The sequence below is a fragment of the Pseudomonas sp. LBUM1660 genome (genome assembly GCF_059695935.1).
This window is the reverse complement of the sequence record NZ_CP166795.1, coordinates 4,468,194-4,483,831: the sequence shown is the minus strand read 5'-3', so window position 1 is coordinate 4,483,831 and position 15,638 is coordinate 4,468,194. Positions and strand designations below refer to the sequence as shown.

At 47.6% G+C, this 15,638-nt stretch carries 16 protein-coding genes; 15 read left to right on the top strand and 1 reads right to left on the bottom strand.

Going from position 1 to position 15,638, the window contains the following annotated elements:
- Positions 1 to 70: 70 nt before the first annotated feature.
- From ACA068_RS20795 to ACA068_RS20725, 15 genes are all read left to right on the top strand, one after another.
- On the top strand, positions 71 to 1,126 hold the full coding sequence (locus tag ACA068_RS20795) for an LPS O-antigen chain length determinant protein WzzB (protein ID WP_497304434.1): 1,056 nt from the start codon (positions 71 to 73) through the stop codon (positions 1,124 to 1,126).
- 119 nt (positions 1,127 to 1,245) lie between these two features.
- Positions 1,246 to 2,241, top strand: a complete 996-nt coding sequence (gene rfbC / locus ACA068_RS20790; protein ID WP_497304432.1) for a dTDP-4-dehydrorhamnose 3,5-epimerase — start codon at positions 1,246 to 1,248, stop codon at positions 2,239 to 2,241.
- A 62-nt stretch (positions 2,242 to 2,303) separates the two neighbouring features.
- Positions 2,304 to 3,425, top strand: a complete 1,122-nt coding sequence (locus tag ACA068_RS20785; protein WP_497304430.1) for a DegT/DnrJ/EryC1/StrS family aminotransferase — start codon at positions 2,304 to 2,306, stop codon at positions 3,423 to 3,425.
- A 6-nt stretch (positions 3,426 to 3,431) separates the two neighbouring features.
- Positions 3,432 to 4,709 carry an O-antigen translocase gene (locus tag ACA068_RS20780; protein WP_497304428.1) on the top strand — a complete coding sequence of 426 codons (1,278 nt, stop codon included), beginning with the start codon at positions 3,432 to 3,434 and terminating at the stop codon, positions 4,707 to 4,709.
- A 64-nt stretch (positions 4,710 to 4,773) separates the two neighbouring features.
- The gene (locus ACA068_RS20775; RefSeq protein ID WP_497310639.1) at positions 4,774 to 5,712 is read left to right on the top strand and encodes a glycosyltransferase family 2 protein; all 939 of its coding nucleotides are present in this window, start codon (positions 4,774 to 4,776) and stop codon (positions 5,710 to 5,712) included.
- Between the two features lie 2 nt (positions 5,713 to 5,714).
- Positions 5,715 to 6,887 (top strand): O-antigen polymerase, encoded by a 1,173-nt coding sequence (locus ACA068_RS20770; RefSeq protein ID WP_497304427.1) that lies wholly within the window; start codon positions 5,715 to 5,717, stop codon positions 6,885 to 6,887.
- Between the two features lie 65 nt (positions 6,888 to 6,952).
- Positions 6,953 to 8,086: an NAD-dependent epimerase/dehydratase family protein gene (locus ACA068_RS20765; protein WP_497304425.1), complete on the top strand. Its 1,134-nt coding sequence runs from the start codon at positions 6,953 to 6,955 to the stop codon at positions 8,084 to 8,086.
- A gap of 11 nt (positions 8,087 to 8,097) precedes the next feature.
- Positions 8,098 to 8,658: a serine O-acetyltransferase gene (locus tag ACA068_RS20760; protein ID WP_497304423.1), complete on the top strand. Its 561-nt coding sequence runs from the start codon at positions 8,098 to 8,100 to the stop codon at positions 8,656 to 8,658.
- Positions 8,659 to 8,660: 2 nt separating this feature from the next.
- Positions 8,661 to 9,659, top strand: coding sequence for a WaaS/CpsH family glycosyltransferase (locus tag ACA068_RS20755; RefSeq protein WP_497304421.1), 999 nt, complete (start codon positions 8,661 to 8,663; stop codon positions 9,657 to 9,659).
- On the top strand, positions 9,656 to 10,636 hold the full coding sequence (locus ACA068_RS20750; RefSeq protein WP_497304419.1) for an NAD-dependent epimerase/dehydratase family protein: 981 nt from the start codon (positions 9,656 to 9,658) through the stop codon (positions 10,634 to 10,636). The genes ACA068_RS20755 and ACA068_RS20750 overlap by 4 nt, the downstream gene beginning before the upstream one ends.
- A 12-nt stretch (positions 10,637 to 10,648) precedes the next feature.
- Entirely contained in the window at positions 10,649 to 11,659 is a 1,011-nt protein-coding gene (locus ACA068_RS20745) for an MraY family glycosyltransferase (RefSeq protein ID WP_497304417.1), read from the top strand.
- A gap of 185 nt (positions 11,660 to 11,844) precedes the next feature.
- Positions 11,845 to 12,783, top strand: a complete 939-nt coding sequence (locus ACA068_RS20740) for a glycosyltransferase family 2 protein (protein ID WP_497304416.1) — start codon at positions 11,845 to 11,847, stop codon at positions 12,781 to 12,783.
- Entirely contained in the window at positions 12,776 to 13,228 is a 453-nt protein-coding gene (locus tag ACA068_RS20735) for a sugar 3,4-ketoisomerase (RefSeq protein WP_497304414.1), read from the top strand. The genes ACA068_RS20740 and ACA068_RS20735 overlap by 8 nt, the downstream gene beginning before the upstream one ends.
- On the top strand, positions 13,218 to 13,604 hold the full coding sequence (locus ACA068_RS20730) for a GtrA family protein (RefSeq protein ID WP_497304412.1): 387 nt from the start codon (positions 13,218 to 13,220) through the stop codon (positions 13,602 to 13,604). The genes ACA068_RS20735 and ACA068_RS20730 overlap by 11 nt, the downstream gene beginning before the upstream one ends.
- 18 nt (positions 13,605 to 13,622) lie before the next feature.
- On the top strand, positions 13,623 to 15,089 hold the full coding sequence (locus tag ACA068_RS20725) for a hypothetical protein (RefSeq protein ID WP_497304411.1): 1,467 nt from the start codon (positions 13,623 to 13,625) through the stop codon (positions 15,087 to 15,089).
- 50 nt (positions 15,090 to 15,139) lie between these two features.
- Here the strand turns inward: ACA068_RS20725 and ACA068_RS20720 are convergent, their stop codons facing one another.
- Positions 15,140 to 15,616: an acyltransferase gene (locus tag ACA068_RS20720; RefSeq protein WP_497304410.1), complete on the bottom strand. Its 477-nt coding sequence runs from the start codon at positions 15,614 to 15,616 to the stop codon at positions 15,140 to 15,142.
- Between the last annotated feature and the right edge of the window lie 22 nt (positions 15,617 to 15,638).

Here is a 15,638-nt window from a genome sequence, read left to right as displayed (position 1 = left end):
ATTGGGAAAAAGACCGTCATGCTACGATCTCCTGATAGATCGAGACAGATTAAAACAAGGCTCAAAGACCATGCGAAGTGATGCAACAAATAGTCAATACTCTGATGATATTGACATTTTTTCTATAGCACGAGCGCTCTGGAGTCGCGTGTGGGTAATCATTTCCGTCACCTTGATCGCGGGTGTCTTGGGTTTGATGTATGCGTTCTTCAGTGAGCGTGTTTATGAAACCAGAGCCTATTTGGTCCCTCCTACTCAAAGTGATATTGCAGATCTGAATACTGGACGCACTAGTAGAAACGAACTCACCCCCTATTCGATTGAGGATGTGTATCGTTTATTTTTGCGAAACCTGCAGTCCGAGTCGTTACGCCAGGATTTTTTTGCTAAGGAATACCTGCCGTCGCTGAGCGATGATCAGAAGGCTCGGCCGCAAGATGCGTTATATGCGGAGTTCTCAAAAAAGCTCCAGGTTAATCCAGTCACTGCCGATGAAGCAGGCCGTTATTCTGTGATTGCCCAGACCGCTACCCCCCAACAAGCCGTTGAATGGGTGAAGAACTACGTTAAACAAGCGGCGGCCTTGGCCGCTGACGAAATTACAAAGAACGTATCTTATGAGGCTAAAGTTCGTTCCAGGAGCATCAGCCAGGAAATAGATACCAGACGTGAAACAGGTGAGTCTTCCCGTGGGGATGCTATTGTCAAATTACGCGCGGCACTCAATGTCGCTGCGGCGGCTGGCGTACAAAAGCCAACCGTGACGTTTGGCGCAACACCGACTGCCGTGGCTGGGAAAATGGACGGTGACGTGAGCTTTCTGAGAGGTGTTGAAGCAATTAATGCCGAGATAAAGAATCTTGAAAGCAGATCGTCCAACGACGCCTTTATCGAAGAGTTGCGTGAGCTGCAAGCCAAGAAGAGCTTCTACGACAAGTTGGCGGTCGTATCGAAGGATTTCAGTTTGTTTCGCTATGACGGTAATGTCGAAACACCGCAAAGTGCTGTCAAGCCAAAGAAAGCCTTAGTCATCTCTCTGGCGCTGGTGCTGGGACTGATGCTTGGCGTACTGTTTGCTTTTACTCTTTATCGTTTGGATGCATCACGAAAAAATATGCTTTCCTGATATAGGATCGCAGGAGCGCAACTTTTCATAAGCGTTGCAGAGGTATCCGGAACGGTGCCTTCAAGGTTTTTAAAGTCATTGTCGGCAGGAAATTTTACTGTCGTTTAAGGTGTAACTACATGAAATTGCTAAAAACCGATTTACAGGAAGTAGTTATAATAGAGCCAACGGTTTTTAGAGATGATCGCGGCTGGTTTGCTGAAAGTTTCAACGAGCCGCGTTTTCATGAAGCGCTGTCTCAATCGGGATTACCCGTGCCGAGAAGTTTTATTCAGGATAACCATTCCTGCTCACAAAAGGGCGTACTGCGAGGCTTGCACTATCAGTTGTCACCTCACGCCCAAGGGAAGCTTGTCAGAGTTGTTTCCGGCGCTGCCTACGACGTTGCAGTTGATATTCGAAAGGGATCCCCTACCTATGGTCAATGGGTAGGCGTTGAACTGAGTGCAGATAATCATAAAATGTTGTGGATTCCTGAGGGATTTGCTCACGGGTTCGTAGCGCTTGAAGATGACACTCACTTTCTTTACAAAACCACTGATATCTACTCCAAGGATCTCGAGCGCAGTATCCGGTGGGACGATCCTGATATCGGCATAACCTGGCCGGAAGGTATCGACTTCATTGTGAGTGAAAAAGACAAGCAGGCGACCTCTTTTAACAAAGCGGATTTGCCGACACTCTACGAAGCAGGCACCACGCAGTTGATCGAACTTGACGTGATTGGAGACAATCGTGGCAGCTTGATTGCTTTGGAGAAAGGCGGACAAGTCCCGTTCGAAATAAAGCGTGTCTATTATATTTTTGGAACACAGTCAGAAGTCAGCCGTGGATTTCATGCACATAAACAATTGCGACAGCTAGCCGTATGCGTAGCGGGGAAGTGCCGCATGTTGATGGATAACGGCATCTCTAAAGAAGAAATCTGGCTGGATTCGCCAACGAAAGGGGTTCTTATTAATAACCTCATTTGGCGAGAAATGCATGACTTTAGTGAGGACTGCGTATTGGTCGTATTCGCCAGTCAGGAATACGACGAGTCGGACTATATACGCGACTATGGTGATTTTTTAAGTGTAGTAGCCAACCACATGGCATCCGCCGGCGTGCATTGATCGGAATCCAGGCTATGGCAACATTGCCATGGGTTTAGTAAGACGAAATAACAGGTGACCTGATGATTGAGTTTTTAAGTTTGAAAGATGTGAACGCGGCCTACGGTGCTGAACTCAAGGCTGCCTGTGCGCGAGTCATTGATTCTGGTTGGTATATCCAAGGTAAAGAGTTGGAGCAGTTCGAAACAGACTTTGCTGCTGCGTGTGGTGCAGAGTTCTGCTTCGGGGTGGCGAATGGCCTTGATGCACTCACACTAACCTTAAGAGCTTGGAAAATCCTCGGTAAACTGAGTGTTGGCGATGAAGTGATCGTACCGGCCAACACCTACATAGCCAGCATTCTGGCTGTCACTGAAAATGGCCTGATACCCGTTTTGGTTGAGCCCGATGAGTCGTTGAATATTTCTCCAGCTCTCATTAAAGCCGCGATCGGACCTAAGACCAAAGTAATTATCCCAGTCCACTTATATGGACAATTGGCTGATATGCCAGCGATCATGAGTATCGCCAAAGAACATGATTTGTTGGTGCTAGAAGATTCCGCTCAGGCACATGGTGCCAGTATTGGCGGAAAAATTGCGGGTAGTTGGGGGGATGCTTCCGGATTCAGTTTTTATCCAGGGAAAAATCTTGGGGCGCTCGGAGATGCAGGCGCCATTACAACTAACGATCCGGAGTTGGCGCGAGTTGTAAAAGCGCTTAGAAATTATGGGTCGCACGAGAAATATAAAAATATCTTTCAGGGTGTGAATAGCCGACTGGATGAAATCCAGGCAGCGATGTTAAGTGTAAAACTGAAGTATCTGTCAGAAGATATTCAGAAGCGCAGAGCTATTGCAGAACTTTACATGACTGGCATTAGCAATGAGCTGATTCAGTTGCCTCTCAGCAAAGAAGTATCACCGCTGAGCCTGCAGAGTCACGTTTGGCACCTTTTTGTAGTTCGTTCGGAAAAGCGTGACCAGTTGCAGAAGCATTTGGCCGCACTCGGTATTCAAACACTTATCCATTACCCGATTCCGCCTCACAAGCAGCAAGCTTATAAAGATTGGAACGAAATGTCCTTTCCCGTTACTGAAGCGATCCATGACCAAGTGTTAAGTCTGCCAATCGGGCCAACGATGTCTCTGGTTGATGCAGCAAAAGTGATTAGTGCTTGTAATAGCTTCAACGGTAATGGTTGAAGGATAATGACACTGATAAAAACGAGCCTGCTGAACGGGATTGCTGTTCTCGTTAAAATGCTCACTTTGCTTGGCATCAACAAGGTACTGGCGATTTATGTTGGCCCTGTCGGTTACGCGGCGCTTGGTCAGTTTCAGAATGCCATTCAGATGATAACGACGTTTGCCAGTGGTGCGATCAATACAGGCGTTACCAAGTACACAGCAGAGTATCACTATAGTGAGGAAAAGCAGCAAGCCGTCTGGCGCAGTGCAGGTACTATTGCCATTGTCGGCTCGTTATTATCCAGTGTTGTTATATTAGTTTTCAGCGAAGACCTTGCGGGATGGATACTGAAGAGCAAGGACTTCGCAGGCGTTCTCAGGTGGTTTGCAGCCACGTTGGTGTTCTTCACCCTGAATACTCTTTTGCTCGCCATACTTAATGGTAAGAAGGACCTTATTCGCTACGTGGCTGCAAACATTGCTGGCAGTTTATTCGCGTTTGTAGTGACCACGGCGCTGTCAATATTTGCAGGGCTTTATGGCGCATTGATAGCATTGGCTATTTATCAGTCAATTAGCTTCTTTGTCACGTTGGTGATTTGTTGCAAGGCGCCTTGGTTTCGTTTGGGGTACCTGTGTGGCCGAGTGGATAAAGAAGTTGCAAAAAACTTTTTTAAATTTACAGCGATGGCCCTTACATCAGCGGTTTGCGTTCCAATCAGTCATATTTTGGTTCGCAATCATTTGGGAAACACCTTGGGCTGGGAGGCCGCTGGTTACTGGGAGGCGATGTGGCGATTAAGTGCAGCTTATCTAATGCTAGTGACAACCACGTTAAGTGTGTACTACCTGCCTAAACTGTCCGAATTGACTCATCAGTCGGAGATCAGGAAAGAAATACTTCAAGGCTACAAGTTTATACTGCCTTGCGCGGCCGTGTGCGGACTTCTGATGTATGTGCTGCGTGATTTTATTATTCAGGTGCTATTTACCGCCGACTTCCTGCCCATGAGGAGTCTGTTCGCTTGGCAAATTGTTGGCGATACGCTGAAGATCGGCAGCTGGATTCTGGCGTACGTGATGCTTGGTAAAGCGATGTTCAAGCTATTTATTGCCTCTGAAATTTTATCCGCAATCAGTTTTTATGTATTAACGGTGATATTGACGAAGTACATAGGGCTGGAGGGTGTATCGGTCGCCCATGCTTTAAATTATGCAATTTACTGGGTAATAATGATATTTTTTGTTACTGGCGCACTCAAACGGATGAAGCCCGAGACGTTAACTGGCTTGCAGTAATTGGATACTTGATTTTTTTGCTTATTGAGGCGCTGAGTTGAATATTTATAATCCCAAAGTTTCTGTGATGATCATAACCTACAATCAACGTCACTTGATTGCAGAAACTATTGAAAGCGTACTTTCACAAGACTATAAAAATCTTGAAGTTGTCGTTGCCGACGATGCATCGACCGATGGAACGCGGGACGTTATATTGGATTTTCAACGCAGATACCCTGATACAGTGGTACCTGTGCTGAATGAAAAAAATATCGGGATCACCGGTAACTCAAATGCTGCTTTTTTTGCCTGTACTGGTGATCTAGTGGCGATCCTTGGTGGCGATGATCTATTTCTGCCAGGAAAAATAACCGCTCAGGTGGCACAGTTTGAGGAGTCGAATGTAGTTCTTTCCTACCATCCCGTTGATATTTTCAATCATGCTGACGGAAAGATTATTTTCCGAACCAATACCACCGAAAAAGAAAAGATCCATAATGCTTACGATTTGATCGCCAAGGGCGGTATACCTGGTGCGTCGTCTGTAATGGTGAGACGTACCGCGTGTCCAGCACATGGTTTCGATCCAATCATTCCTATGGTCTCGGATTGGATCTTCAACATCGAAGTTGCGCTACGTGGTGAAGTTCGCGAACTTCCAGGCGTTTATGGAAAATACCGTAAACATGGCCTGGGTGCGAGTGACAGAACCTTTGAACTACTTGCCGAATCTTTGTTGACTTTGGATGTCATTTCGCAGCGCTACCCAGGTGATCCGCTTCTTCATGAAGCCTGTCAACAGGGAGGTTACCGTTATCTCTTGGGTGAACTCTTCCGACAAGTGGTCAAAAAAAATAAAGCAAATGTAGAGGCTCTGCATCCTTTGTTTTTGAAGTACTCGTCCGGTAAAAAGAGATTTCTGACCAGTGTCATGTTTAAAGTGCTGAACAATTCTCTGGTCTTTAAGTTGGTTTCCGAGCTTCTTCCAAAACTGAAGAATGCTATAAAGCGGAACGTATAATTATGCTAAATCCAGCATTTGTTTATATATCCATGTGGTCTTTGGTCCTGCTACTGTATTTTTTTGGGTTGACCAGTAATTTGGTCACCCCCTCAGTGGTGGGGTTAATGGTTATATTGATGAATATGGTAAGTATCTTTTTGCTGTATGTGTTATTGAAAAGCCGAAAAACAACAGAGCCGATAAGTTTAGAACGAGCAGAGTTCAATGTAAGAGTTGTCAGTCGCTTCTTTTATATGCTAATTGCTGTATGGGCAGCGGGAACCGCTTTTGAGATTTATTACTCGAGTGGTGTTCCTCTTTATTGGCGGCTTGTTGGTATCGATAAGTTGTATACGGAATTTGGCGTGCCATCACTCCATGGCGTGATGAATGCTTGTTATTTGCAAATGCTGTCCATGGCAACTTATCTGTCCATAAAAACCAAGTCAAAATGGTTGGCAGTTTTTATTGCGCTGTTGTTGATTTGGCCAGTACTCATGTTGGGGCGTGGCATTCTGCTAAGCGGATTGATCCAGATAGTCTGTGTATCCCTTTTGCTCACCAAAGTCTCTTATAAAAAGATATTAAGCCTGGTCGTGGTGGCTCTCTCAGTAGTCATCGTGTTCGGTTATCTGGGCGATATGCGGCAAACATCTAACCCGTTTTCATATCTGGTTTCTGGCAGATCGGCAGCGGTTTTCGACGCTCTACCCAGCGGCTTTCTTTGGTTTTATGTCTACTTGACTGCTGGCTTAAGTAATTTCTTTCATAATATCGACACTGTGACACCGGCCTGGTCGTTTTCGTACTCAATGTCCAATATGTTGCCGTCGATAGTAAAAGATTTTTTCGGACTGGATGCCAGAAACGATCTATTTACCTTCGTTGATCGGAACTTGAATACCTCAACTGTTTATGCCGGCTTCGTGTCGGACGTGGGTGCAATGGGAGGTTTCATCTTCGTTGCCGTTATCCAGTTGGTGTGTTGCTGCATTTACAATGCCTCGCTGAAGGGCAAACCTTGGGGGATATTCGCTTATTCGGTTGCTTTCCAGATTCTGGTTTTTTCAATATTCTATGACATGTTTTTCCTGCTTCCCACGCTGTTTCAGTTGTTCATTTGTTTTTCGCTTTATGTTTTCGCAAATCTGCGGCTCATCCATCAAACAAAGAGAGCGGCGCAAGGCGCATAATTCAGCCTGTAGATGGGATGCGAGCGTAGGAAACTGTTTCACTGTCGATTTCTAAAGGTACCATCATGAAAAAAATTCTCATCACTGGCGGCGCAGGATTCATAGGTTCACACCTTGTTCCAAAGTTGCTTAGCACCAACCACAGTGTCAGGATACTTGATCCGTTGACTGTTCAGGTGCATGGCCAAGTCCCCGCTGATCTCGATTGGCTCAGTGGGGAGGGTGTTGAATTTATCCGAGGAAGTGTCACGTCCAGAGAAGACTGGGTAAAGGCGCTGGACGGTATCGACGGTATCGTCCACCTGGCCGCCGAGACAGGCACTGGCCAATCGATGTATGAGATCGCCCGTTATAATGAGGTGAATTCGCAAGGCACTGCGTTGATGTTTGATGTGTTGGGTAAACTGCCGAACCATCACGTCGCGCGGATTGTGCTTTCCTCTAGCCGATCGGTTTACGGCGAGGGTGCCTATATCAATCCCGTAACCAACCAGCGAGTTTCACCTCTAGCGCGTTCGGCAGAGGCTTTGAGCCAGTCGATGTGGGAGCCATTGTGCCCTTCGACGGGCGCCCCGCTGCAATTAGTGCCTACATCGGAGACGGACCTGATTGCACCGTCCTCATTTTATGCGGCTACTAAATACGCGCAAGAGGATCTTGTTCGTATTGGCTGTCAGTCAATGGGCATTGATTACACGATTTTCCGTTTGCAGAATGTGTATGGTGAGCGTCAGTCGCTGAACAACCCCTACACCGGTATATTGTCCATTTTTTCCACGAAGATACGCCGTGATAGCGTCCTCCCACTCTTCGAGGATGGGCTGGAAAGTCGGGATTTTGTTCACGTTGATGATGTCACCGATGCGTTGCTGGCTGGCTTGCTTGTAGAAAAATCGCCAAATACTGTGGTTAACGTGGGCAGCGGAATTGCGACTTCTGTCAAGGAGGTCGCAGAAGAACTGACGCGGGCATTCGGCAAGGAGCCTAATGTCACTGTCACTGGTCAGTTCCGGGTGGGTGACATTCGTCATAACTACGCAGACGTTACCCGGCTCAATAATTTGCTGGGTATTTACCCGAAAGTGTCGTTGAAGGAAGGCCTGAAGCGATTTGCGGAGTGGGTTCTTGCGCAGCCGCTACCAGAAGATCAGCTCGAAAAAGCAAACCAAGAGCTGCGCGCCCGAAAATTGATGAATTAAGGATTATATCTATGGAGCAGCACGACGCCGGATTGAGAGCTTTACTGCGAGCGGATCTGGAGCGACAGAGAGCTTTGTTTAATGCGCCTCCCATCGCATCAAGATTGAAACTCGTCTTGAGTATGTTTTCGCCACGATTTGCGCCCGTGCTGCTTTATCGACTCGCCTATCAATTCAATATTAAAGGTTTTAGAGTTCTGGCTCGCTTTTTTTCATTGCTGAATTTCATGATATTCGGTATTGAGATCGCAGTTGTCTGCAAGATTGGTCCAGGGTTGTTTTTCCCCCATACACAGGGAACAGTCATCGGCGCGGTGAGCGTTGGCAGCAATGCAATCATCTATCAAGGCGTAACGCTCGGCGCCAAAGACCTGGATTTTTCCTATGATAGCGATCACAGGCCCGTCGTCGGTGATAACGTTGTTGTTGGCGCGGGAGCAAAAATACTGGGAGGACTGGTTTTGGGTGATAACGTGACAGTCGGCGCGAATTCCGTGTTGCTGATGAGTGTTCCTGCCAATGTCATTGTGGCCGGTATGCCTGCAAAAATTGTTAAAGAACGGACGATGTAGTCGTGAATGATCTGCTTGAAAACAAGAAAGTGTTATACGTTGCTCCGATTTTTTTTGGTTACGAGAATGAAATCAAAGGAGAACTGGAGCGACAGGGAGCGGAGGTTACTTTTCTTTTAGATCGCCCGTTTAATTCTGCGTTTCTCAAAGCGCTCACGCGTGCGCGACGTGAATGGGTGATCGGCGCGGCGGATCGTTATTACAAAAAAAAACTCGAATCAATTAACGCTGAGTTTGACTACGTGTTTGTCGTGAACGGCCAAACCCTTTCGAAAGAGACTCTCAGCGGTTGGCGTCAACAGTTTCCCTCTGCGAAGTTTATTCTTTATATGTGGGATTCGTTTTCAAATCGGCAGCAAACGTTAGAGAATCTCGAGTATTTTGATAGTGTGTTTTCTTTCGATAAAAATGATGCTCAGGAATTCGGCGTGCATTTTCGACCTCTTTTCTTTTCGAAGGGGTTTGAGGCGACTGAGCAAGTAGTTGCCGAATTTGATATAAGCTTTATTGGGACGGCGCATACTGATCGATTTTCTATAGTTAAGAAAATCGATCGTCAGTTGGGGGCGTCTGTAAAAAAATATTGGTATCTCTTTTTACAAGCTAATTGGGTTTACTGGTTGTATCGGTTGACGAACGCTTCGTTCCGTAATGCCAAGCGCAGCGATTTTCAGTTTGACTCGATTTCAAAGTCCGAAGTTCAGCGCGTATTCAATTTGTCTAAAGTCATACTCGATATTGAGCATCCTCATCAGACTGGTCTCACTATGCGGACTTTGGAAACGTTGGGCGCATGCAAGAAATTGGTGACAACTAATTCCAGCGTAAAGTTGTATGATTTTTATAGTGAAGAAAATATTTACGTTATTGATCGCGCTGCGCCGAGTATTCCACTAGCGTTTTTTGACAAGCCTTACAAGCAAGTTGAACCTCAGGTTTACCGTAAATATAGTCTGGTAGGCTGGGTCGAAGAGATTATCAATTTGGTGAACTCAAAATGAAGATACTGGTAACTGGGGCCAGCGGATTTATAGGCCGAGCTTTATGTCTGGATCTCCAAGCCAGTGGGTTTTCTGTACGCGCAGTAATGCGGCAGGCGTCTTCGGGTGTCGGCGAATACGAGTGCTGTTATGGGGCGTTGGATGACGAAACCTTTCTCCTTAAAATGCTGGAGGGGATTGATGTCGTCATTCATTTGGCTGGTCGTGCACATCAGTTTGGTCAAGCGTCCAATAACCTGGAAGCCATGCTCGATGTGAACAAGAGGCTCACGCTCGAACTGGCGTCATGCGCGGCGAAGGCCGGGGTCAAGCGATTTGTTTTTATCAGTTCTATCGGTGTGAATGGCGTCGAAACCGGATCAACTCCCGTGGACGAGTTTTCAGAAGTCAATCCGGTAAAGGATTACGCAATATCCAAATATCAAGCGGAACTCGGACTCAGCGAGCGTTACACAACCATTGAAAGCTCGATGGAGTTGGTCATAGTGCGTCCACCCTTGGTGTATGCAGGTAACGCACCTGGCAACTTTCAGCGACTGTTAAAGCTCGTCGAGCTTGGGGTGCCATTGCCCTTTTCGGGGGTGAACAATAAGAGAAGTATGATTTCGCTGAATAATCTTACTGATTTTTTGAAGACGTGTGCTGTTCATCCAAATGCTCGTGGGCAGTTGTTCCTGGTTTCGGATGGAGACGATCTGTCGCTTCCTGAGATAATTCGCGGGCTGGCTTCAGGGATGGGACGTAAACCACGGCTGTTTTATTTTCCAGTTTCGGTAATGTTCACGCTAAGTAAGATTCTGGGTAAGAGCGCGCTTATGACGCAGTTATGCGGTTCATTTGTATTGAACTCGACTAAAGCACGAGCCAGCCTGGATTGGACGCCGCCATTTTCGTCTTGTCAGGAGCTTGTTAAAGCGGCTCATGACTACAAAATGTCCAGTGAAGTACGTAGTTTAAAATCGGCGCAGTCCGAGTAGGGAGTAGTCTTCATGTTGTGGTTATTTTTGCTGGCCATTGCAATTTCTTCTTTTGGCCTGACGTGGGTATTTCGTTGGTACGCGTTGTCCCGCAGCTTGATCGATATTCCTAACGCCCGTAGTTCCCACACGATACCGACCCCACGAGGCGGCGGTGTTGCGATTGTGTTGAGCTTCATTGCATCTGTCGTGGTCATGAATGTCCTGGAGATGATTTCATTCAGCGATTCGTTGGCGTTGCTTGGGGCTGGTGCAGCGGTAGCGATCCTTGGCTTCCTGGATGATCATGGGCATATCGCCGCCAGATGGCGTCTCCTGGGACATTTTTTGGCTGCGTTTTGGGCTTTGTTCTGGATTGGTGGACTCGCGCCCATTTCTATTTTCGGAGCAACGATTGATTTAGGATTATTCGGCTACGTCGTGGCAGCCATGTTTCTTGTCTGGATGCTGAATCTTTATAACTTCATGGACGGCATCGATGGAATCGCCAGTGTTGAGGCCGTTACGGTTTGCGTGGGTGCCGCTGCCTTGTACTGGCTGCAGGACGGCATCTCCACAGCGGCGCCGTTACTGCTCGCATGCTCCGTGCTAGGTTTTCTTTGCTGGAATTTTCCGCCTGCGAAGATTTTTATGGGCGATGCAGGTAGCGGTTTTCTTGGAGTTACCCTAGGCATACTTGCACTTCAGTCGGCATGGGTATCGACGAATCTGTTCTGGGGCTGGTTGATCCTTCTGGGTGTTTTCATTGTCGACGCCACTGTTACGCTGATCCGTCGGCTGGTGAGAGGTGACAAAGTTTACGAAGCTCATCGCAGCCATGCCTACCAATTTGCTTCGCGCCAGTATAAAGGGCACCTGCCGGTAACGTTGGCGACAGTTGCGCTCAACATTGCCTGGCTGTTTCCAATTGCCTGGCTGGTCGTCGAAGGCAAGCTGGAAGGACTGATAGGACTGCTGATCGCGTATGTACCTTTGGTATTGCTGGCATTAAAATTTCGCGCCGGGGATTTAGAGGTTCGCTGATCCTCAGCACCATCGACAGTGCCGCCTGATTGCAGTCGAACCTTATCGCTTGGGCGTGAGACGGTCGATTTACAAGGCAATTGCACTGCCCATTGGTGCCTCAAAGGCACGAAAAAAAGTGTTAGTGTAGGTCTTATATCTTCGCCCCTTTTCAGGGCTTTCTGTCATTTTTAGGGGCGTCTGTTTTGCTGACCTTGGTTATCCCCGTTTATCGCAATGAAGGTTCAATTCCGCAGTTACTCTCGGCAGTTGATCAATTGAACGACCGTTTGAAAAATGACCTGGAGGTTGTTTTTGTCGTGGATGGCAGTCCAGATAACTGTTATGAGCTTTTAAGGCACGATCTGCCCAAGAGAGCTTTTCGCTCCCAGTTGATTCTACTGTCTAGAAATTTCGGATCGTTCATGGCGATCCGCACAGGGTTCCAGTTCGGCTCGGGCCAACGATTTGCGGTGATGGCAGCGGATCTGCAAGAACCACCCGAACTGGTGTTTGAGATGAATTCCGTTCTGATGACGCAGGACGTTGACGTCGTTGTGGGCGTTCGCGAAGGACGAGACGATCCGCTACTCAGTCGGATGGCATCAAAAACGTTCTGGGGACTATATCGTCGTTACGTGGTGCCTGAAATACCGCTTGGGGGCGTTGATATGTTCGCCTGCAACAAGCCTTTTCGCGACACGTTGCTGACGCTCGAGGAGCGGCACAGCTCGCTGATTGCGCAAATTTTCTGGCTTGGATTTCGACGGACTACGGTAAAGTACACGCGCCAAAAACGAGAGCATGGCGTGTCTGCATGGACGTTGCGCAAGAAAATAAATTACATGATGGACAGCGTATTCGCATTCACTGATTTGCCAATACGTCTGTTGATACGCGTCGGCGCAGCAGGGTCAATTTTGGCATTGTTGTTCGGGATGTTTGTTGTTCTGGCAAAACTTGAAGGTGATATTACCGTACCAGGTTATGCCGTAACCATGCTGATGATTACATTGCTTGGTAGCTTGAACCTGATGGGCTTGGGGGTTGTTGGGTCATATGCATGGCGTACTTACGAAAATACAAAAAACAGGCCGCTTGCGATCCCCATGCGAGTTGATAAATTTGGAGAAGGACATGAGTGACTTGGATGTACAGCAGACTACAGTAGCGGGTGTTACGCGGCATAAGTTGCCCGAGGTCAATGATGCGCGGGGTAGTTTGTCGGTGGGTGAATTTGGTCGTACCGTGCCCTTCATGGTTTCGCGCTATTTTCTTGTTTACGGTGTTCCTGAGGATGGCGTGCGCGGTGATCATGCTCACTTTCGATGCCATCAATTTCTCATCGCCGCGAAAGGCACCATCCATGTTACTGCCGATGATGGGGTAAACAAGGAAGAATTCATATTGGATAAAGCCAATATGGGGATTCATATCCCGCCCATGACCTGGGGCTGTCAATATAAGTATTCTTCAGATGCGGTACTGTTAGTACTGGCTTCTGATCATTACGATAACGAAGATTATGTGACAAGCTATGAAGAGTTTTTGGCGCACATAAAGTTTCGTATGGAAGGCGGTGGTGCATAAGTTGATAGTTGGCTCAGGTGTATTCGGGCGGTTTCTGCTATCCGGTGGTTTTAATACGCTAGTCACGTATTTGCTATATCTGTTGCTGTTGGGTTTTTTCTCTTATCAGATTAGTTATACGATTTCTTATTGTCTGGGCGTGGTTTTAGCGTATTACTTGAACAGGATGGTGGTTTTCAGAAGTCATCGTGGTTTACGATCGCTTTTGTTGTTTCCGCTTGTATATGTCGTCCAGTATCTGTTGACGAGTAGCGTGCTTTGGAGTCTGGTTGTCCAGCTTGGTGTGGACGAGCGATTAGCGTTGCTTGTAGCTATCGTATTGATGGTTCCTGTTAACTTTTTACTTTCGAGAAAGATTTTTACTCGAAAAATTTGAATTGCCTGGAGCGATAACTTGAACAGGGTTTCTATAATTAACGGATTGGCAGTTGCGGTTTTGCTTCTGCTGGTCCATCTAGTAGTTGGCTTTGTGCCAGTCGGCGATGGTGCAGGGTGGGATGGTGGGCTTTATGTTCAATATATCCAAACCTTGGGCCAAGGAAATCCTATTCTGGATGACCCTTACCGGTCTGTTCGTATGTCGGGATTCCTGCCTCTGATATTGGCATCCGCTTTGGGCGTGTCCAAGGCCGGCCTGATCTGGATTCAGCTTTTCCTTAACGTGATCATGCTGTCGGTAGGCGCTGCGTTGCTTCACGACACCATGTTAAGGCTCAACGTTAAAAAATCGGTTGCCACAATATCCGTAGCGATATTGACCTGCAGTTGGGTATTTTTGTGCATGCCGATGTTTTATCCGATCCTCAGCGATAACGTCGCGTTAGCCATGGTCTGCATCTGCTTGTGGTGCTGGGTTCGTTCATATCGTTGGGCTGTGTATGCATTTTGTGCCTATTTTACTTGGTTGATGCCTGGCCTGTTTCTGATTCCCTTGATACTGGCCACGTTCCCTCATGAACATTCTTTGACGGCAGAAAAAAGCAGGCTTGTCAGGTCTAAGCTGTCACTTTGGTTATTTGCATTGGTTGCCTTGCCAGCCTCTGCTGTGATGCTGTTCATGATTTATAAAGTGCCTCTATCCGCCGTGGTTGCGCATGCCGCCAGCGTGATCGGCAAAACCGCCAGCCTCGACATGATATTGTTGTCGGTCACCGCGATGCTGGTTTCGCTTTTGTTGATTATCTGGCTGGGTGTCAGGTTGTTGCTGGATCCCGTTACTTGGCGTTCGATAAGCTTCAGTGGCCTTCTTGCGGCAGGCTTGTCTTTTTTTGTGTCCGCAGTTTTGATCAAGACTTGTATTGATTGGAGCGGTGGTTTCAATGGGCCGCCGCTACTCGATTATCTGTTTTATCAGTCTCTTGCTGCTCCATTTAAACCGATCATTGCCCACTTCATCAGCTTCGGGCCGGTTACATTACTTGCCATATTTGCTTGCCTGGCTTGGGCGTTTGGGGGGCGACACTCGATCCCCAAGGCATTGATCGTTATCTGCTTTGCCTTCCTGCCGTTGCTGGCCTATGGGTCTGAAACCCGGCAGTGGATTGGTGTGCTGCCAATCGCGGTCCTTATTTTTGCCGTTTCAGACTTTGCCTGGTTGACACGAGTGTGGTGCCTGGTAATTTCGGCCGTAGTGTTCGCACCGTCTTTGTGGATCAAGGGCTACGTGGGAATGGCAGCGACAGCCGGATTGAGTTATCAAAGCTACCAGTGGCAGTTTTACTTCGGCCGACACGGGCCATGGATGTCCATGACCGTTTATCAAGTCGGTTTGATCCTGGCGCTGGGCTTTATCGCTGTGGCGGTATTGTTGCAGACGCGGGCGAAGGACCAGGTTGCAGCATCTGTCCCTCCACTGAAATAAGCACTGGGCGGCGATGCGCGATTTTCTGCGCATCGCCGTCCAAACTTATGTCATTTGTGGGATTTCAGAATTCTTGCCGGATTGCCTACAACGGTAACGTTGGCAGGTACAGAGCGAGTGACCACGGCGCCAGCACCGATCATTGCATTTTCACCGATGGTGATGCCGGGAAGGATAGTGCAGTTGGCGCCTAAAGACGCACCTTTGCCGATGACGGTTCTATCGAAACTGTCAGGATAGACCTTGCTTCTAGGAAATCTATCGTTGGTGAAGGTCGCGTTAGGGCCGATGAATACGTCATCCGCGATAGAAATTCCGTCCCAGATTTGAACGCCACATTTGATCGTTACCCGGTCGCCAATAACGACATCGTTCTCGATGAAAACGTGATCGCATACGTTGCAATCCTGACCAATTTTCGCCTGCGGCAACACGTGTGTAAAAGCCCAGATTCGAGAGCCTTTGCCTATGTTGGAAGATTCGCACAGGGCGTGGGAGTGCACGAAATAGTCTTTGGGCTCACTCATGTTTCGTTCGATCCATACAAGG

Bases quoted from the DNA above. Each gene is read 5' to 3' on its own strand.
- ACA068_RS20785 (WP_497304430.1), top strand. From the start codon at position 2,304: ATGATTGAGTTTTTAAGTTTGAAAGATGTGAACGCGGCCTACGGTGCT.
- rfbC (WP_497304432.1), top strand. From the start codon at position 1,246: ATGAAATTGCTAAAAACCGATTTACAGGAAGTAGTTATAATAGAGCCA.
- ACA068_RS20745 (WP_497304417.1), top strand. From the start codon at position 10,649: ATGTTGTGGTTATTTTTGCTGGCCATTGCAATTTCTTCTTTTGGCCTG.
- ACA068_RS20770 (WP_497304427.1), top strand. From the start codon at position 5,715: ATGCTAAATCCAGCATTTGTTTATATATCCATGTGGTCTTTGGTCCTG.
- ACA068_RS20735 (WP_497304414.1), top strand. From the start codon at position 12,776: ATGAGTGACTTGGATGTACAGCAGACTACAGTAGCGGGTGTTACGCGG.
- ACA068_RS20750 (WP_497304419.1), top strand. From the start codon at position 9,656: ATGAAGATACTGGTAACTGGGGCCAGCGGATTTATAGGCCGAGCTTTA.
- ACA068_RS20765 (WP_497304425.1), top strand. From the start codon at position 6,953: ATGAAAAAAATTCTCATCACTGGCGGCGCAGGATTCATAGGTTCACAC.
- ACA068_RS20760 (WP_497304423.1), top strand. From the start codon at position 8,098: ATGGAGCAGCACGACGCCGGATTGAGAGCTTTACTGCGAGCGGATCTG.
- ACA068_RS20720 (WP_497304410.1), bottom strand. From the start codon at position 15,616: ATGAGTGAGCCCAAAGACTATTTCGTGCACTCCCACGCCCTGTGCGAA.
- ACA068_RS20795 (WP_497304434.1), top strand. From the start codon at position 71: ATGCGAAGTGATGCAACAAATAGTCAATACTCTGATGATATTGACATT.
- ACA068_RS20780 (WP_497304428.1), top strand. From the start codon at position 3,432: ATGACACTGATAAAAACGAGCCTGCTGAACGGGATTGCTGTTCTCGTT.